Origin of the sequence: Rathayibacter sp. AY1F3 (assembly GCF_002931975.1) — a bacterium.
Lineage (GTDB): Bacteria > Actinomycetota > Actinomycetes > Actinomycetales > Microbacteriaceae > Rathayibacter.
In genome coordinates this window covers 65,465-82,372 of record NZ_PSVF01000014.1, presented here as the reverse complement: position 1 = coordinate 82,372, position 16,908 = coordinate 65,465, and the positions used below count along the sequence as shown (strand labels likewise).

Here is a 16,908-nt window from a genome sequence, read left to right as displayed (position 1 = left end):
CCCCACCCCTTGACGGGGGTGGCGCGGAGGGGTCAGAGTCCGCGCGGAGGGGTCAGAGTCCGCGCGGAACGGGCAGTCGCAGCGCGGTCGCGAGCGCCTCGACGACGCGGGTCGCGCGCACGTCGCCGACCCCCTCCATCCGGTTGGTGAGGAACGCGAAGCCGACTCCCGCGTCCGGGTCGGCGAAGGCGACCTGTCCGCCCGCGCCGTCGTGCCCGAAGCCGCTCGGCGTGAGGTACCGGCGCGCGTCCGTGCCGAGCTGGAAGCCACAGCCCCAGGCCGGCCACGGGCCCGGCACCGGCCACACCGGCGGGCCGCTGCTGAGCGGAGCGGTGGCCCGCTCGATCGTCGCGTCCTCGAGCAGCCGCACGCCGTCCGTCTCGGTGAACGCCGCCGACCAGATCGCGGCGAGCGCCCGGGCCGAGCCGATGCCGCCCGCCCCGGGGATCTCGGCGGCCTGCAGCATGGGATCGTTGAAGCCCGTGCCCGGTCCGACGAGCTCGACGGGCAGCGCACCGCCGAGAGTCATCGCCCGCTCGCCCCAGTCGACGACTCCGGGGGTGCGCGCCGCGGCCTGCGCCGCCGTGAGCTCGGCGAGGGTGGGGCCGACGAGCATCGTCGCGACGCGGCCCTGCTCGGAGGCGGGCAGCCCGATCCACGCCTCCGCGCCGACCGGTCCGGCGATCCGCTCCTGGAACGCGGCGCCGACGCTCCGCCCGGTCACCCGGCGGATCACCTCGCCGATCAGCCAGCCATGCGTGATCGGGTGGTAGGCGTAGCCCGTTCCCGGCTCCCACAGGGGCTCCTGCTCGGCGAGGCGCCCGGCGACGAGGTCCCAGTCGGCGAGGTCGGCGGTCGTGAGCGGGAGGCGGGGGGCCGAGAGCCCGGCGCGGTGGGCGAGCAGGTCCTGCACGCGCACGTCGGCCTTGCCCGCCGCGGCGAACTCGGGCCAGTACTCGGCGACCCGCGCGTCGTAGTCGAGCAGCCCCTCCTGCACGAGACGTGCGGCGAGGAGGGAGACGAGGCCCTTCGTGCAGGAGAAGACGACGCTGAGGGTGTCCTCCCGCCACGGCTCCTCCGCCCCCGCCTCTCCCGCCCAGAGGTCGACGACCGGCCGGCCGTGCAGCCGCACTGCGACCGCCGCTCCCGAGCCGGGCCGGACGGCCTCGGCGAAGGCGTCGCGGACCCCCTCGAACCCGGGCTCCACGCCTCCGTGCACCGCGGTCACCCCTTCACCGCGCCCTGCAGCAGAGCGGTGATGAACTGCCTCTGGAAGATCACGAAGACCAGGATCGTCGGCACGATGATCAGCAGCGCGCCCGCGTTGAGCAGCGGGATGCTGTTGCTGTACTGCCCCTGGAAGAAGGTGAGCGCTCCGGCGACGGTGCGGTCCAGCGGATCGGAGACGAGCACCACCGGCAGGAGGAACTGGTTCCAGGTCCAGAGGAACAGCAGGATCGCGAGCGCCGACAGGGCCGGGCGTGCGAGCGGCAGCTGGATCCGGCGGAACTCCTGCCAGGTCGTCGCGCCGTCCACGCGCGCCGCCTCCGAGAGCTCGGACGGGATCCGGACGAAGTGCGCGCGCATCCACACGACGCTGAAGGGCATGTAGAGCCCGATCAGCGGCAGGATGATCGCCCACTGTGTGTTCAGCAGGCCCAGCGACTGGATCTCGTAGTACAGCGGGATGATCAGCGACTCGAACGGGATCGTGAGCCCGAGGATGAGGAACACGAAGACGAACCCGCCGCCGCGGATGCGCAGGTTGCCGAGTGCGTAGCCGGCGAGGGTCGCGAAGAGCAGGCTGATCGGGACGACGCCGAGCACGATCAGGGCGCTCGATCCCATCAGCTGCAGGACGTGCCCGGTCTCGAAGGCCTGGGCGAAGTTGCCCCACTGCGGGTCCGTCGGCCAGGTGAGGCCGGTCGGATTCACGTCCGCCGGCTGCAGCGCCGCCGAGAGCATGTTGACCAGCGGGATGACGGTCAGCACGAGCACGACGATCAGGACGACGCGGCCGATGACGACCTCGGACTTGGTGACGATCATCGGTCGCTCACTCTCGAGAGGCGCTGGAGGGGGAGGACGCAGGCGAGCACGAGCACCATCAGCACGATCCCGAAGGCGGAGGCGAGACCCACGTCGCTCTGCGTGAAGCCGATCCGGTAGATCGAGATGCCGGGCACCAGGGTCGAGCGGCCGGGGCCGCCGAGCGTGGTCGTGTAGATGATGTCGAAGCTGCTCAGCGCCGCGATCACGGTGATCGTGGTGAGCACCGAGATCTCCTGGCGCAGGCCCGGGACCGTGATGGTGAAGAACTCCCGCAGCCACGTGCCCCCGTCGAGACGGATGGCCTCGTAGAGCGAGACGTCGATCTTGCCGATTCCGGTGAGGAAGAGGACCGTGCAGAGCCCGGTGAGCACCCACGAGCCGATCAGGCCGACGGCGGGGAGGGCGGTCTGGAAGTCGCCCAGCCACGGCCGCGCGAGCGAGCCGAGCCCGACGGCCTGCAGGATCTGGTTGACCGCTCCGGTCTGCGAGTACATCCACGACCAGGCGATGCCGGCCGCGGCGAGCGGGATGATCTGCGGGAGGAACAGGATCGTCTGCGACACGCTCGAGAAGACGCCGGGGCGCATCGAGCGGAGCAGGCTCGCGAGGACCAGGCCCGCCGAGACCGGGATCACCGTGAAGTAGAGGATCAGCACGAAGGCGTTGCCGATCGAGCCGAGCAGGTCGGGATCGGTGAACACGCGGAGGTAGTTCGCGAAGCCCACCCACTCGGAGGGGCCGACGCCGTTCCACTTGTAGAACGAGTACTGCACCCCGGTGATCAGCGGGTAGATGACGAACGCGATGTAGACGAGCAGGGCCGGCACGACGAAGAGCCAGCCGACGAGGGTCGCCCGCCGCGCCGCAGTGCTCCTGCGGCGCGGCGTCCCGCTCCGGCCCCCGCGGTCGACGGCGCTCGAGACGAGAGGGCCGGCCGCGGTCATCCGGCGAGTTCCTTCGCGTAGAACTCCTGCACGGCCGTGACGAAGTCCTGGCCGGAGATCTGGCTGGTCACCAGCAGCTGCGACTCCGGAATGATCGCGCCCGCGTAGATGCCCGCGGTCGCGTTCGACATGAAGTCGACCTGGCCGTCCTCCGCGCCGATCTGCGCCGACATGGCGAGCGCCTGCTCGAGCAGCGAGCCCGACTCGACCTCGGGGAGCGCCTGGGCCGGGTCGCCGCCGGGAGCAGCACCGGTCACGTCGACGACGATCTGGCGCGCGGCCTCGTTCGTGTGGATCCAGTTGAGGAAGAAGACGATCTCGTTGAGGTGCGACGACTTCGCGGCGACCGAGAACGAGTTGGCGGCGCCCATGGCCACGTGGTTCCCGCCCTCCTCGGCCGGGGGCACCAGGAAGAAGTCGACGCCGTCGCCCATCTTGGTCTGCGTGTCGGCGGCCGCCCAGTTGCCGTTGAAGGCGAACAGGCCCTCGCCGCCCTGGAAGCGGCTGACGAAGGAGGAGTAGTCGATCGCGTTGACGTCCGAGGGGAAGTAGCCCGCGTCGGCCCAGGTGCGGACGAGCTCCGCGCCCTTCACGTTGCCGTCGGTCTCGTAGGTGGCGCCGGGGACCGTGAAGATCCAGTCGGCCATCTCCTGCTTGTCGGCGTACTGGTTCATCGCCGCCTGCACGACGAAGTTGACCACTCCGTCCTTGTCGCCGGCCATGATCGGCAGGACGCCGCCGGCCTTCGCCTTCGCGAGGTCCTCCTCGAACTCGGCGAGCGTGGTCGGCGGGGCGTCGATCCCGAGCTGCTTCGCGAGCTCGAGGTTCATGTAGATGCCGGTGACGCTGTAGCCCAGGCCCAGCTGGTAGAGCGAGCCCTTCCCGCGGACGCCGTCGGAGTCGACGCGGAGCGGGGCGAGCTGCGAGGCCGACCAGGCGTCCCAGCCGTAGGCGTCGAACCACGGGTCGAGGTCGGCGAGGAGGCCGTCCTTGACGGTGTCGCCGATGGTGGGCAGGCGGATGAGGTCCGGCGGGGTGTCGCTCGCGAGCAGCTTCGGCGAGTTGGCGGTGAGGTTCGCGAAGGTGTCGCGGTTGATGGTGAAGGTGACGTTCGGGAACTGCTTCGTGAACTCCTCCGTCAGCTTGTCGGTGACGGGGAAGCCGGTCTCGTCTGCGATGACGAGCTCGACGGTGTCGCTGGTGAGCTCGGTGCTCACGTCGACCGAGGAGCTCGCGGCCGGGGCGCTCGAGCCTCCGGGCGCGCAGGCGGCGAGGGTGAACAGGGCCGCGACCGAGCCGGCGCCGACCAGGACGGTCCTGCGGCCGATCGGCGTGCCGGGGGTGGGGAAAGACATGCGGTGACTCCTTCGTCGTGGGTGCAGGTGCTGCTGGTGCCCGGCCGCCCGGAGGGGCTCGAGCCGCGGCTCCGGACGGCCGCCTGAAACCTTTGAGCGGGGGACTAAAAGGTTTCAGGTGTGGATATAGTCTGTGCACACGGAAGACTTGTCAAGGGCGACGGCGGGAGGCGGCGGGCATGGCGAAGAAGCGCGTGACGCTCGCCGACGTGGCCCGCGAGGCCGGGCTGTCGATCTCGGCCGCGTCGATGATCCTGAACGGGAAGCCCGAGACCGGACTGTCGAAGGACGCCCACGAGCGGGTGTTCGCCGCCGCCGAGGCGCTGCACTACCGGCCCAACGTCGCCGCCCGCGGGCTCCGCACCGACAAGACCCGCACGATCGGCTTCATCTCGGACCAGATCGCGACCACGCGCTTCGCCGGCGGCCTGATCAAGGGTGCGCTCACGGCGGCCGAGGCGGCACGGCACGTCGTCCTGCTCCTCGAGACCGGCGGCGATCCGGCGCGCGAGGCCGAGGCCGTCGACGCGGTGCTCGACCGCCAGGTCGACGGCATCATCTTCGCTTCGATGCGCTCCCGCGAGTTCTACGTGCCGGAGCTGCCCGCCTCCACCTCCGTGGTGATGCTCAACGCGACGAACTCGCAGCACCCCGCGTCGATCCTGCCCGACGAGTACGCGGGCGGGCGCGCCGCGGTGGAGCTGCTGCACGCGCACGGCTACCGCGACGGGATCGCGCTGATCGGGCAGAACGACGAGGTCGAGCGCGACCGCTTCCGCTCGGCGACGGTGGCCGAGCGCGTCGCCGGCATCCGCGACGCCATGGCCGAGAAGGGGCTCGCGTTCGTCGCCGAGGAGTCGATCCCCGACTGGGAGCCCGAGCACGGCCACCGCGCGGTCGCCGACCTGCTGGCGCGGCGCGACGACATCCGCCTCCTGCTCTGCCTCAACGACCGGATGGCGTTCGGCGCCTACCAGGCGGTCGCGGAGGCGGGGCTCTCGATCCCCGGCGACGTCGCCGTGGTGTCGTTCGACGACGACGAGCTGGCCGCCTACCTCCGCCCCGGGCTGACGACCGTGGCGCTGCCGCACGAGGAGATGGGCCGCCGGGCGGTCGAGCTGCTGCTGAGCGGCGCTCCGGGAGAGCGGGTGCTGGTGCCGATGCCGCTGGTGGAGCGGGCGTCGACGCGGCGGGTCTGACGGGGCGGGGCCTGGGGGCTGATCAGGGACGGCGGGCGAGCCCGGTGGAGTCGGGCCAGCCGCCTCAGCCGGCCGAGCGGATCCCTCCGGTCGGACCCCAGGCGACTCCGGTGCCGCCCGCGTCGCCCTGGTAGTCGTCGGGCGAGAGGGTCATGCCGCTCGCGACGAAGTCCGCGGTCGCCGCGCAGTCCGTGACGACGACGTCGCCGTCGGAGCGCGCGAGCCCGTAGAGGCAGACGGACTCGTCGGCGAGCTCCGCGGCCGAGAAGGAGTCGAGGCTGAGGGTGGCGAAGTAGTCGACTCCGGCGATGCTGCCCAGGTAGCGCGTCGGCCCCCAGTGGAAGACGCGGAGGCTCGCGAGGGTCGACAGCGGGCGCATGGCGACGTCGTCGGGGACGGCCCAGGGCTCGGTGAAGACCTCCAGAGACGGGCGAGGGGCCAGCGCGACGGAGGCGGCCGTGCCGAGGGCGGCGAGCCCGAGCACGGCGACGAGGGCGGCGATCACCCCGAGGCGGCGGCGCGGGCGGGGCGGGGCGGAGGTGCGGGAGTCGGCGTCGTCGCCTCCGGTGGTCTCACTGCGCTCGCCCCAGCCGGGCGCCGCGTCCCGGCCGGTCTCGTCACGGCCGACCTCGTCCCGGCCGGTCTCGTCCCCACCGGTCCGGTCGCGGCGCGTCCCGCCCCGGCCGCTCGCCGTCGCGCGGCCGATCCGGCCCTGGGCCGCTGCGGGTCCGACGGACGCGGCCAGTTCCGCGACCGCGGCGTCGAGCGCCTCCTCCCGCTCGCGGCGCTGCGCCCGCAGCAGTGCCAGCTCCTCGAGCGCCGCGGGGTCCGCCTCCGCGCTGAACGCCCGGCGCTCGAGCGCGGCCCGCTGCCTCCGCTCCTCCGGCGACGCGCCGTCGCGGCGCCGCTGCAGGGCGGCCCGGCCCCGACCGCGACCGCCCAGGGCCGCGTCGAGCGCCGCCTCCGTCGCGGGATCGAGGTCGTCGAGCAGCCGCGCCGCGCGTGCCGGCGTGACCGCGGTGCCGACGGACGCCGGCACGTCAGGCCCGGTCGCGGACGGCGCGCGCCAGCGACTCGAGGCGCTCCCGGTACTCCGGCCACCACTCCTCCGGCACCGGCGGGAGGTTGTCGCCGGGCGTCCGGAGTCCGACCCGCCCGTCGATCAGCTCGCGGACGATGTCGGCGTGGCCCGCGTGCCGGTGCGTCTCCGCGGTGATGTGGACGAGGATCCGGTGCAGCGTCACGTCGCGGTTCGTCCACCAGGGGACCTGCCCGGGAGCGTCGAGCGGGAGGGCCGCGACCGTCGCGTCGGAGTGGGCCCACACACGGCGGTACCGCGCGACGACGTCGGCCGTCGACTCGTCGGCCGTCGCCCACATGTCCGAGTTCGGCTCCGACTCGTCCTCCATCCACGGCATCGGCTCCGGGAACGGCCGCCCGAACACGGCGCCGAGGTAGCCCGCCTCGGTGCCCGCCACGTGCTTCACCAGGCCGAGCAGGTTCGTGCCCGTCGCGACCAGCGGCCGCCGCACGCCGTACTCGTCGAGCCCGTCGAGCTTCTGCAGCAGGGCGTCGCGCCCCTCCTGCAGGTAGCGGAGGAGGGTCTGCTTCGCGTCGTCGCTCATCCCCCCAGCCTGCCGCGCCCGTCCGAGCCGCGCCAGAGCGGTGCCGGAGCCGCGCCGTGCTCAGACCGCAGGAAGGATCGCCCCACGGGCACCGGGATCCTCGGATCCACGGGCCGCGCGAGCGATCCCTCCTGCGGTGTGGACGGGGTCAGGCCGGGACGCCCGCTCCCGCCCGCTGGACCCGGGTGCCGACGAGGCGCTGCGAGGAGGCGTCGATCGCGGCGGCCGGGCCGACCAGCTCGAGCGCCGCCTCCGTCTCGCGCGTCGCGCAGTCCGGGCCCACCCACAGCTCGACGCGGCCGGGCTCGACGATCCGCACGCCCTCGCGTCCGGTGAAGGCCAGGCGCGCGGCCGGGACCTCGAAGCGGACCTCCGCCTCCTCGCCGGGCTCGAGCGCGACCCGCGCGTAGCCGAGCAGCTGCGCCACCGGCCGGGTCACGCTCGCGAACACGTCGCGGGCGTACAGCTGCACCAGGTCGGTGCCCGCCCGCTCGCCCGTGTTGCGCACGCGCACGGTCGCCGTGAAGGAGCCGTCCGTCGGGGCGGACTCGTCGACCGCCAGCTCCGTCCGGGCGAAGGCCGTGTACGAGAGGCCGTGACCGAACGGCCGCACCGGCGTGCTGTCGGCGGAGGTCACGTCCGACGGCCCGCCGAGGATCGGGTGCAGGTACGAGAACGGCTGCGCTCCGGCGGAGCGCGGCAGCGAGACCGGCAGGTGGCCGGAGGGGTCGACCCGTCCCGAGACGACGCCCGCGATCGCGCCGGCGCCCTCCTCCCCCGGGAAGAACGCCTGCAGCACGGCGGCGGGTGCCGACGGCCCGTCGAGCGCCCAGCCCACGGCGTAGGGGCGGCCGGTCAGCAGCACGAGCACGACCGGGGTCCCCGTCGCCACGACGGCCTCGACCAGCTCGCGCTGGCGGCCCGGGAGCTCGAGGCTCTCGACGTCGTTGCCCTCGCCGACCGTGCCGCGGCCGAACAGGCCCGCCCGGTCACCGACGACCACGATCGCCACGTCGGAGTCGGCGGCCGCCCGGACCGCCTCGGCGATCCCGGAGGCGTCGTCCCCCTCGACCGAGCAGCCCTCGGCGAGCAGCAGCTCGGCCGAGCCGAACTCGCCGGCCAGCGCGTCCGCGACCGTCGGGATCTCGAAGCCCAGCGGCACGCCCGGGTGGTGCGCCAGCACGTGGTTGGCGAAGGAGTAGCAGCCCATGAGCGCGGGCGCGCTGTCGGCGTTGGGGCCGATCAGCGCGAGGCGGCGCGGCGCAGCGAGCGGCAGGACGCCGTCGTTGGCGAGCAGCACCACCGACTCCTCGGCCAGGCGGCGGGCGATGTCACGGTGGGCCGGCGAGTCGAGGTCGATCGACTCAGGGGCGTCGTCGAAGCGCGCGTCGAGCAGGCCGAGCCGCTCCTTCTGCGCGAGCACCCGCAGCACGGCCCGGTCGACGAGCGCCTCGTCGGCCTCCCCGGCCCGGATGCGCGCGGCCAGCGGCGCGAGGAACGCGTCGCCCGTGGGCAGCTCCACGTCGATCCCCGCGGCGAGCGCCAGCTCGGCCGCCTCGCCCAGGTCGGCGGCGACCGCGTGCATGAGGTGGAGGAACGCGACCGAGAAGTAGTCGGCGACGACCACGCCGTCGAAGCCCCAGCGCTCGCGCAGCACGCCCGTGAGGTAGGCGGGCGTCGCTCCGACCGGGTCCCCGTCGATCTCGGCGTAGGAGTTCATCACCGAGCGGGCGCCCCCGTCGCGGATCGCCATCTCGAACGGCGGCAGCAGCACGTCCGCGATCTCGCGCGGCCCGGCGTGCACCGGCGCGTGGTTGCGGCCGCCGCGGGAGGCGGAGTAGCCGATGAAGTGCTTCAGCGTCGCGTCGACGCCGGTGGACTGCAGCCCCTGCACGTACGCGGTGCCGATCGTGCCGACCACGTACGGGTCCTCGGCGATGCACTCGTCGACCCTGCCCCAGCGGGGGTCGCGGATCACGTCGAGCACGGGCGCCAGGCCCTGGTGGATCCCGAGCTCGCGCATCGAACCGCCGATCACGGCGCCGAGCTCGGCCACGAGCTCCGGGTCGAAGGAGGCGCCCCAGGCGAGTGGAGTCGGGAACGTCGCGGCCTGCCAGGCGGCGAGCCCGGTCAGGCACTCCTCGTGGACGATCGCCGGGATGCCCAGCCGCGTCTCCTCGACGAGCCGGCGCTGCTCCGCCCACAGCCAGCGGGCGCGCTCGAGCGGATCGACGGGGCGCGTGCCGTAGACGCGGGTCAGCTGGCCGATCCCCTCGCGGGTCGCCTCGGCGTACCCGGTCGAGGTGGCCATCTCGCCGGCGAGCGGGGCGACGACCTCGCCGCCCTGGTCGACCCAGTAGCCGACCAGCTGGGAGAGCTTCTCCTCCAGCGTCATCCGGCCCAGCAGCTCGGTGGTGCGGGCGGACGGGGCCTGGGGGTCCTCTGGTGCGTGCGGTGCGGTCACGGTGCGACCCTCTCTGCGGGTGGGGCGACGGGTGCGGACGGGACGGGGGACGCGGCGGACGGGCGGAGCGATCCGCTCATCCCTTCACCGCCCCCGTCAGCCCGCCGACGATGCGGCGCTCGAAGACGCTGAAGAAGATCAGCGCCGGGATCATCGACAGCGACACGAAGGCCAGCACCTTCGCCGTGTCGACCGAGTACTGCGACGAGAACGCCTGCACTCCGAGCGGGAGCGTGAAGGTGGACTCGTTGTTGAGGATGAACAGGGGCAGCAGGTAGCTGTTCCAGCTCGCGATGAACGCGAGGATCCCCGTGGTGATCACGCCGGGCATCGCCAGGCGCACGACCATCCGGAAGAAGAAGCCGATCCGGCTGCAGCCGTCGATGAAGGCCGCCTCCTGGATCTCGTCCGGGATCGCGCGGAGGAACGGCACCAGGATGATGATCGTGGTCGGCAGGCCGAACGCGATCTGCGGCAGCACCACTCCGGCGAGCGAGTTCATCAGGCCGAGGCTCTTGATCACCAGGTAGAGAGGAGTGATCGCCACGGTCATCGGGAACATCAGGCCGGCGGCGAAGAGCGCGTAGAACACGCCGCGTCCGGTGAAGTCGTAGCGGGCCAGGACGTAGCTCGCCATCAGGCCGAGCACGACCACGCCGAGGGTCGTCGCGAGGCCGGCGATGGTGGAGTTGCCGACCTCCTGCCAGAAGACGCCGCCGGTGATCACGTCGAGGTAGTTCTGCACGTTCCACGGCGAGGGCAGACCCGCCGGGTCGGTGGTGATCTGCGCGTTCGTGCGGAAGCCGCCGAGGATGATGTACGCCACCGGGGCGAGCATCAGCGCGATCACGACGATCGCCACGACGTAGGCGATCGTGGTGCCGCGGCCCAGGGGCTGCCGGCGCCGCTTCACCGCGAGAGGCCGAGGGGTCTCCGGAGTGATCGGCGGGGCCGTCATCGTCGTGCCGGTCATCGCTTGTCTCCCGTCAGTGCGCCCGCCGTGTCGCGCCGGAGCACGAAGCGCTGGTAGAGCAGCGCCACCACGAGCGAGATCAGGAACAGGACCACCGCGACGGCGTTCCCGTACCCGTAGTTGCCGGCGTTGCGGCCGTTGGTGACCAGGTAGATCGCCATGGTCGAGGTGCCCGCGGTCGAGGACACGTACTGGCCCCAGATGATGTAGACGAGGTCGAACAGCTGCAGTGCGCCGATGATCGACAGGAACGCCCAGATCCGCAGGGTCGGCGCGAGCAGGGGCAGGGTGATCCGCCGCTGCACCTGCCAGTAGGAGGCGCCGTCGATGGCCGCGGCCTCGGACAGCTCCTCGGGAATGCCCTGCAGACCCGCGAGGAAGAGGATCACGGCGAAGCCGATGTACTTCCACGTGATGATCAGCATCAGCGTCCAGATCGCGATCGCCGGATCCGAGAGCCAGTCCTGCTGCAGCGCGCCGAGGCCGACCTTCTCGAGCAGGCCGTTGACCGCGCCGCTGGTCTGGAGCATCAGGCTCCAGCCGGTGCCGACGACGACCTCCGAGATCACGTACGGCACGAAGATCAGGACGCGGATGATCGACTGCCCGCGCAGCTTGCGGTTCAGCAGCAGCGCCAGGAGGATCGCGACCGGCCCCTGGAGCACGAGCGAGAGCACCACGATGATGCCGTTGTGCGCGAGGGCGTCGTGGAAGGTGGGGTCCTGCAGGATCGTCAGGTAGTTGCGGAAGCCGACGAAGTCCGTCGGCACTCCGTAGCCCTGCCAGCTGAAGAAGCCGTAGTAGGCCGCCATCACGACCGGGAAGATCACGAAGGCGAGGAAGACGATCAGCGCCGGGCCGACCAGGAGCGCGATCTCGAAGCGCCCCGCCCAGCCCACGCTGCGGCGGCGCCGGCGCACCGGAGGCGTCGAGGTGACGCCTCCGGTGCGCGCGGTCCCGCGGGGCTCATCCACTCCGAGGAGCGGGCTCTCGCGGAGTGCCATGGTGGCTAGGCCTTCGCCGCGGCGGCGTTGACGGCCTCGACCAGCTGCTCGGGGTCGCTCTTGCCGGCCAGCAGGTCGACGACTCCGACGTTCAGCGCGTTGCCGACGTTGAGGCCGTAGACGGTGTCGAGCCACTGCGAGACGTACGGGGCCGAGTTGTAGGCCTCGAGGATCTGCTGCAGGTACGGCTCGGTGACCGCCTCCTGCGCCACGGTGTTCACCGGGGGCGCGTTGAAGGCCGCGTAGTACTCCTTCTGCACGTCGGAGGTGGCCAGGTAGTTGAGGAAGTCCACGCACTCGTCGGGAGCGCCCGCGGAGCAGGAGTAGCCGTCGACACCGCCCATGATCGCGCCGGCCTCGCCGTCGCCGCCGTCGATCTCGGGGAACGGGAACCAGCCCAGGTCGGGCAGCGGCTTCTCGTCGGGGGTGAGGGAGGCGATCACGCCGGGGTTCCACGCGCCCATGAGCTCCATCGACGCCTGGTGGTTGGCGAGGAGTCCGGCCGAGCTGCCCGCGCCCTGCTGGGCGGCGGTGGTGAGGAAGCCCTCGTTGAACGGCTCGGTGGCCGAGAAGTCCTGCAGGTCCTCGCCCGCGCGGACCCAGCAGTCGTCCGAGAAGTCCTTGGTGTCGGCCGCCTCGGCCATGGTGTCGGCGCTGCACTCGCGGAGCGCGAAGAAGTAGTACCAGTGCGCGGCGGGCCAGGCGTCCTTCGCGCCGAGCGCGACGGCCTGGGCTCCGCTGCCCTTGATCTTCGTGATCGCCGAGTCGAGCTCGTCGATGGTCTTCGGGGTCTCGGTGACGCCCGCCGCCGTGAAGAGGTCCTGGCTGTAGAACAGGCCGCCCGGGAGGACGGCGACCGGCATCGCCCAGACCTTGTCGTCGAGCGTGTTCGCCGAGAACGAGCCCTCGGGGATCTCGCTGCGCGCCTGGTCCGAGATGCCGTCGGTGAGGTCCTTCAGCTGTCCGCCCGCGACCATGGCGGCGAGCTTGCCGCCTCCGCGCTGGAGGAAGACGTCGGGGGCGTCGCCCGAGTTGAGCGCCGTCTGGAGCTTGCCGTCGAGATCCTCGTTCTGGATGGCCTGCGACTCGATGGTCACTCCGGGGTTCGCGGCCTCGAAGTCCGCGATCGTCTTGTCCCAGAACTCCTGGCCGGGGCCCGTGGTCGAGTTCTGCCAGAGGGTCATCGCGACGGTGCCGTCGCTCGATCCCGAGTCCTGGGCCGAGCAGCCGGTGAGGGCCGCGACCGTGCCGAGCAGGGCTGCTGTCGCCACTGCGATCTTCCTGAACTTCATCGTCCAACCGTTCTCTTCATCGAGGGCGCCGCCTGGTGCGCCGGCGCCGTGGGGGTTCCCGCCTTCGCGGGTGGAGTCAGTGTCCGCAGTGCTTGCGAAAGTGGTCAAACGTTTTCGAAATGGTTTTCGAAGCACGGGTTACAGTCGGCCACATGACCACCCGACCGACCATCCACGACGTCGCCGCTGCCGCCGGCGTCTCGGTGGCGACGGTGTCCAAGGCCGTGAACGGCCGCTACGGCATCGCCCCCTCCACCGCCACCCGCGTGCTCGAGGTCGTGCGCGAGCTCGGCTACGAGTCGAGCCTCGTCGCGAGCAGCATGCGCTCCCGGCGCACGGGCGTGATCGGCGTGCTCGTCGCGGGGTTCGAGCCGTTCAGCGCCGAGATCCTGAAGGGCGTGGGGTCGGTGCTGGCGGAGTCGCGGTTCGACCTGCTCGCCTACTCCGGCTCCCACGAGGGCGAGCAGGAGGGCTGGGAGCGGCGCTCGCTCAGCCGGCTCAGCGGCACCCTCATCGACGGGGCGATCATGGTCACGCCGAGCGTGGTGAGCGCGCCCTCCGACATCCCGCTCGTCGCCGTGGACCCGCACACCGGCCGCGCCGACCTGCCGACCGTCGAGTCCGACAACTTCGGCGGCGCCCTGCTCGCCACCCGCCACCTCGTCACCCTCGGGCACCGCCGCATCGGCTTCGTCGCGGGTCGCGGCGACCTGCGCTCGGCGCGGCTGCGCGAGGCCGGCTACCGGGCGGCGCTGGCGGAGGCCGGCATCGCCTTCGACGAGCGCCTGCTGCGGGTGGGCAACTACCACCGCGACACCGCCCGGCGGCCCGCCTCCTCGCTCCTGTCGCTGCCCGACCGGCCGACCGCGGTCTTCGCCGCCAACGACGTCTCGGCGCTGGCGATCATCGAGACCGCCGCGCACCTGGGCCTCGCCGTGCCGCATGACCTGTCGGTGATCGGCTTCGACGACGTGCCCGAGGCCGCCCGGTTCGATCCGCCGTTGACCACCGTCCGCCAGCCGATGCAGACGCTCGGAGCGACCGCCGCCGAGATGCTGATCGCCCTGATGGCCGGGCGCGAGCCGCGCTCGCTGCACGTGCAACTCCCGACGCAGCTCGTCCGCCGCGCGACGACGGGACCGCCGGCATGAGCGGCGACGGGACGGCCGGCAGGGGCGACGAGCTGGAGGACGACGGCCCGACCGCGGTGCACGCCGCCCTCTTCGACGCGCTGGAGCTGGTGGACCTGCCCGCGCTCGAGGCGCTGCTCGACGAGCGCTTCGTGATCGAGCACCCGACCGGCCTGGTGCAGTCGCGGGAGGAGTGGCTCGCCGACATCGACGAGGCGCGCAAGGAGTACCACGAGATCGACCACGTCGAGAGCGCCCTCTCGGGCGGCGCCGCGCACCCGGTGCTCACTTCCCGCACCCTCACCGAGGCGACCATCGGCCGCCTGCACGCGACCTGGCGGCTCCAGCTGACGAGCCGCCTCGTCCGCCGCGACGAGGGGTGGGTGATCACGCGGACCGTGGTGACGAGCTGGTGAGGCGGGCGGACCGGCGCGTCCGCGGCCGGCTGCAGGCGCGGCGGGCAGGATCGACACCGTGCTCCTCCAGGTCGTGACCCGCTCCGCCCGCCCGGCCGCCGAGATGTTCGACCGGGCGCGCGACATCGACCTGCACACCGCCTCGCAGGCCGGCGCTCGCGAGCGCGCGGTGTCCGGGACGACTACCGGGCTGATCGGCCTGGGCGAGCACGTGACCTGGAGCGCCCGGCACTTCGGCGTCCCGCTCCGGCTGACCAGCACCGTCACCGCGCTCGACGCCCCGCACTCCTTCGTCGACGAGCAGACCCGCGGGCCCTTCGCGACCTTCCGGCACGAGCACCGCTTCGAGCCCCACGGCTCCGGCTCCGGCTCCGGCTCCGGCTCCGGCTCCGTGATGATCGACCGGCTCGAGTACTCCGCCCCGCTCGGCGTCCTCGGGCGGATCGCGGAGCAGCTGGTGCTCGACCGGCACCTGCGGCGGCTGCTGGAGGAGCGCGGCGCGTTCCTCGCCGGACGCGACCGGTGAGGCTCCTGATCCGGACCCTGCTGACGCTCGTCGCCGTCGCCGGCGTCCTCTCGCTCGCGACGACGCCGGTCCTGTTCGCCCTGTCCTCCCTCGACACCGGCCGGGACGCCGGCGAGCTGCTCCTCCCGCTGGCCCGAGCGCTTCTGGCGACCGCCGTGACGGCGGCCGTCGGCGGGCTCCCCTACTCCGCGGGACGGGGTCGCGCGCCCTGGCCGGTCCTCTGGTCGGCCTCCACGGTCTGCATGCTCGCGATCGCCTGGATCGTGGTCTCGATCGCGGCGTGGACCGACGCGGGCGACGGGACGGACGCCGTCGTCGCGCTGCTGACCGTGGCGCCCGCCGCCTGCTGCTCGATCGCCGCGGTGCCGTTGACCGAGCTCGTCCTCCGGGTGGGAACGCGCAGGATCGGCGCCCGCTAGCGGATCCGTTCCCGCCGCTTGACGTTGACGCCGCGTCAACCCGTACCGTCGCTTCCATCACCGCCGGAGTCACCGGCGACGCGGAGACGGAGGGCGCTGTGGAGCAGGAGTGGACCGTGCACGAGGTGGCGCGGCTGGCCGGCACGACCAGCCGGACGCTGCGGCACTACGGGGCCGAGGGGCTGCTGCCGCCGAGCCGGGTGGGCGCGAACGGCTACCGCTACTACGACGCCGCCGCGCTCGTGACGCTGCAGCGGATCCTGCTGCTGCGCGACCTCGGTCTCGGGCTGCCCGAGATCGGGCGGATCCTACGGCGCGACGCGGAGCCGGTGGCCGCTCTCGAGCGGCACCTCGACGTGCTCCAGGAGGAGCGCCGACGGCTCGACCGCCGCATCCGGGCGGTCAGCGGGACGATCACCACGATGAGAGAAGGGAACGGGCCGATGGCCGAGGAGATGTTCGACGGGTTCGACCACGCGGAGCACCGCGAGGAGGTGGAGCGCCGCTGGGGTGCCCCGGCGTACGCCGACGGCGACCGCTGGTGGCGCTCGATGAGCGCGGAGGACCGCGAGCAGTGGCAGCGGCGGCAGGCGGACCTCGCCGACGCCTGGACCGCCGCGGCGGCGAGCGGGGCGGATCCGACCGGGCAGGAGGCGCTCGCGCTGGCCGAGCGGCACCGCGCCTGGCTCGACGAGGTGCCGGGTACGCCCCGCGACGCGACCGGCGGCCCGAGCGACGAGTACCTGCTCGGGCTCGGCGAGATGTACGTCGACGACGAGCGGTTCTCGGCGCACTATGGCGGAGTCGCCGGCGCCCGGTTCGTCCGCGATGCGCTGCGGGCGCTGGTCGAGCGGCGGGAGTGACGGGACGCCGGGGCGGGGCTGCGGACCTCGCAGCGCCGTCGGCGCTGGAGAACCGCGCGCGCACAGGGCGCCCGGGTGCCAGGATCGGTCCATGGGGATGAGCGGAGCACGGATCACGGTCGCGGTCACGGCGCTGGCGGGCGCGCTGCTGCTCTCCGGCTGCACCGGCGGTGAGCCGACCACCGGGCCGTCGGCACCCGCGGACGCCGCGCCGGCCACGTCGTCGGCGGCGCCCTCCTCCGAGGAGTCGTCGCTCAGCGCTTTCGAGCAGCAGCTCCCCCTCTCGGGGGACTTCGTCAGCCAGCAGACCGGGACGACCGGCTCGGTGCGGATCGAGCGCCGAACGGACGGATCGACGTGGGCGGTCCTCACCGGCTTCTCGACCGGCGACGCCTCCGACCTCCGGCTGTCCCTGAAGGAGGGTGCGCTCGAGCAGGACGAATCCGGCGACTGGGTCGACACCGCCGGCTACTCCTTCGAGATCGCCGCGCTGGACCCGGACCGTCCCGACCAGGAGATTCCGATCCCGGGCGCTGCGACGATGCCGGAGATCCGCACGCTCACCGTGATGGACTACCAGGGTCCCGACTACCCGTCGCTCGGCTCCGTCGCCCTCGCGCCGTAGACCGCAGCGGAACGGCAGGAT

Annotated in this window: 17 protein-coding genes; 7 read left to right on the top strand and 10 right to left on the bottom strand. The window is 72.7% G+C overall.

The annotated features are described in order from the left end of the window. Positions 1 to 52: 52 nt before the first annotated feature. Genes C5C39_RS10260 through C5C39_RS10245 form a run of 4 tightly spaced genes read right to left on the bottom strand, consistent with a single transcriptional unit; the run spans position 53 to position 4,351 of the window. The gene (locus C5C39_RS10260; protein ID WP_104353321.1) at positions 53 to 1,228 is read right to left on the bottom strand and encodes a serine hydrolase domain-containing protein; all 1,176 of its coding nucleotides are present in this window, start codon (positions 1,226 to 1,228) and stop codon (positions 53 to 55) included. Then, positions 1,225 to 2,049, bottom strand: coding sequence for a carbohydrate ABC transporter permease (locus C5C39_RS10255; RefSeq protein WP_104239126.1), 825 nt, complete (start codon positions 2,047 to 2,049; stop codon positions 1,225 to 1,227). Before C5C39_RS10255 ends, C5C39_RS10260 begins: the two co-directional genes overlap by 4 nt. After that, a complete protein-coding gene (locus C5C39_RS10250) occupies positions 2,046 to 2,996 on the bottom strand; it encodes a carbohydrate ABC transporter permease (protein ID WP_104239127.1) in 951 nt (316 codons plus the stop codon). Before C5C39_RS10250 ends, C5C39_RS10255 begins: the two co-directional genes overlap by 4 nt. Beyond that, the gene (locus tag C5C39_RS10245; RefSeq protein ID WP_104353320.1) at positions 2,993 to 4,351 is read right to left on the bottom strand and encodes an ABC transporter substrate-binding protein; all 1,359 of its coding nucleotides are present in this window, start codon (positions 4,349 to 4,351) and stop codon (positions 2,993 to 2,995) included. Before C5C39_RS10245 ends, C5C39_RS10250 begins: the two co-directional genes overlap by 4 nt. Before the next feature lie 179 nt (positions 4,352 to 4,530). Here C5C39_RS10245 and C5C39_RS10240 point away from each other — a divergent pair, with 179 nt between their 5' ends. Beyond that, positions 4,531 to 5,550, top strand: coding sequence for a LacI family DNA-binding transcriptional regulator (locus tag C5C39_RS10240; RefSeq protein WP_104239129.1), 1,020 nt, complete (start codon positions 4,531 to 4,533; stop codon positions 5,548 to 5,550). A gap of 64 nt (positions 5,551 to 5,614) precedes the next feature. Here C5C39_RS10240 and C5C39_RS10235 read toward each other — a convergent pair whose 3' ends face one another. The 6 genes from C5C39_RS10235 to C5C39_RS10210 all read right to left on the bottom strand — a co-directional run bounded on the left by C5C39_RS10235 (position 5,615) and on the right by C5C39_RS10210 (position 12,908). Beyond that, positions 5,615 to 6,589, bottom strand: coding sequence for a hypothetical protein (locus C5C39_RS10235; protein WP_104353319.1), 975 nt, complete (start codon positions 6,587 to 6,589; stop codon positions 5,615 to 5,617). A gap of 1 nt (position 6,590) precedes the next feature. Then, entirely contained in the window at positions 6,591 to 7,175 is a 585-nt protein-coding gene (locus tag C5C39_RS10230) for a DinB family protein (protein ID WP_104353318.1), read from the bottom strand. A gap of 148 nt (positions 7,176 to 7,323) precedes the next feature. Beyond that, entirely contained in the window at positions 7,324 to 9,570 is a 2,247-nt protein-coding gene (locus tag C5C39_RS10225; RefSeq protein WP_104353317.1) for a glycoside hydrolase family 3 N-terminal domain-containing protein, read from the bottom strand. Positions 9,571 to 9,715: 145 nt separating this feature from the next. Then, complete coding sequence (locus tag C5C39_RS10220; RefSeq protein WP_104224899.1) at positions 9,716 to 10,612, bottom strand: carbohydrate ABC transporter permease; 897 nt, start codon at positions 10,610 to 10,612, stop codon at positions 9,716 to 9,718. After that, entirely contained in the window at positions 10,609 to 11,616 is a 1,008-nt protein-coding gene (locus C5C39_RS10215; protein WP_104353316.1) for a carbohydrate ABC transporter permease, read from the bottom strand. The genes C5C39_RS10220 and C5C39_RS10215 overlap by 4 nt, the downstream gene beginning before the upstream one ends. Before the next feature lie 5 nt (positions 11,617 to 11,621). Next, positions 11,622 to 12,908 carry an ABC transporter substrate-binding protein gene (locus C5C39_RS10210; RefSeq protein ID WP_104224901.1) on the bottom strand — a complete coding sequence of 429 codons (1,287 nt, stop codon included), beginning with the start codon at positions 12,906 to 12,908 and terminating at the stop codon, positions 11,622 to 11,624. Positions 12,909 to 13,060: 152 nt separating this feature from the next. On the opposite strand from C5C39_RS10210, the gene C5C39_RS10205 reads away from it, so the two are divergent. From C5C39_RS10205 to C5C39_RS10180, 6 genes are all read left to right on the top strand, one after another. Next, on the top strand, positions 13,061 to 14,059 hold the full coding sequence (locus C5C39_RS10205; RefSeq protein ID WP_104250420.1) for a LacI family DNA-binding transcriptional regulator: 999 nt from the start codon (positions 13,061 to 13,063) through the stop codon (positions 14,057 to 14,059). Next, positions 14,056 to 14,454, top strand: coding sequence for a nuclear transport factor 2 family protein (locus C5C39_RS10200; protein ID WP_104353315.1), 399 nt, complete (start codon positions 14,056 to 14,058; stop codon positions 14,452 to 14,454). The genes C5C39_RS10205 and C5C39_RS10200 overlap by 4 nt, the downstream gene beginning before the upstream one ends. Positions 14,455 to 14,512: 58 nt before the next feature. Continuing rightward, positions 14,513 to 14,980: an SRPBCC family protein gene (locus tag C5C39_RS10195; RefSeq protein WP_308471211.1), complete on the top strand. Its 468-nt coding sequence runs from the start codon at positions 14,513 to 14,515 to the stop codon at positions 14,978 to 14,980. Next, positions 14,977 to 15,399: a hypothetical protein gene (locus C5C39_RS10190; RefSeq protein ID WP_104353314.1), complete on the top strand. Its 423-nt coding sequence runs from the start codon at positions 14,977 to 14,979 to the stop codon at positions 15,397 to 15,399. The genes C5C39_RS10195 and C5C39_RS10190 overlap by 4 nt, the downstream gene beginning before the upstream one ends. Positions 15,400 to 15,497: 98 nt before the next feature. After that, a complete protein-coding gene (locus tag C5C39_RS10185) occupies positions 15,498 to 16,262 on the top strand; it encodes a TipAS antibiotic-recognition domain-containing protein (protein WP_104353313.1) in 765 nt (254 codons plus the stop codon). Positions 16,263 to 16,359: 97 nt separating this feature from the next. After that, positions 16,360 to 16,887, top strand: coding sequence for a hypothetical protein (locus C5C39_RS10180; RefSeq protein WP_146079349.1), 528 nt, complete (start codon positions 16,360 to 16,362; stop codon positions 16,885 to 16,887). The last annotated feature ends 21 nt before the right edge of the window (positions 16,888 to 16,908 follow it).

Excerpts from the sequence above, each read along its gene's own strand:
- C5C39_RS10255 (WP_104239126.1), bottom strand. The coding sequence starts at position 2,049 with ATGATCGTCACCAAGTCCGAGGTCGTCATCGGCCGCGTCGTCCTGATC.
- C5C39_RS10250 (WP_104239127.1), bottom strand. The coding sequence starts at position 2,996 with ATGACCGCGGCCGGCCCTCTCGTCTCGAGCGCCGTCGACCGCGGGGGC.
- C5C39_RS10245 (WP_104353320.1), bottom strand. The coding sequence starts at position 4,351 with ATGTCTTTCCCCACCCCCGGCACGCCGATCGGCCGCAGGACCGTCCTG.
- C5C39_RS10240 (WP_104239129.1), top strand. The coding sequence starts at position 4,531 with ATGGCGAAGAAGCGCGTGACGCTCGCCGACGTGGCCCGCGAGGCCGGG.
- C5C39_RS10230 (WP_104353318.1), bottom strand. The coding sequence starts at position 7,175 with ATGAGCGACGACGCGAAGCAGACCCTCCTCCGCTACCTGCAGGAGGGG.
- C5C39_RS10225 (WP_104353317.1), bottom strand. The coding sequence starts at position 9,570 with ATGACGCTGGAGGAGAAGCTCTCCCAGCTGGTCGGCTACTGGGTCGAC.
- C5C39_RS10220 (WP_104224899.1), bottom strand. The coding sequence starts at position 10,612 with ATGACCGGCACGACGATGACGGCCCCGCCGATCACTCCGGAGACCCCT.
- C5C39_RS10215 (WP_104353316.1), bottom strand. The coding sequence starts at position 11,616 with ATGGCACTCCGCGAGAGCCCGCTCCTCGGAGTGGATGAGCCCCGCGGG.
- C5C39_RS10210 (WP_104224901.1), bottom strand. The coding sequence starts at position 12,908 with ATGAAGTTCAGGAAGATCGCAGTGGCGACAGCAGCCCTGCTCGGCACG.
- C5C39_RS10205 (WP_104250420.1), top strand. The coding sequence starts at position 13,061 with ATGACCACCCGACCGACCATCCACGACGTCGCCGCTGCCGCCGGCGTC.
- C5C39_RS10200 (WP_104353315.1), top strand. The coding sequence starts at position 14,056 with ATGAGCGGCGACGGGACGGCCGGCAGGGGCGACGAGCTGGAGGACGAC.
- C5C39_RS10180 (WP_146079349.1), top strand. The coding sequence starts at position 16,360 with ATGAGCGGAGCACGGATCACGGTCGCGGTCACGGCGCTGGCGGGCGCG.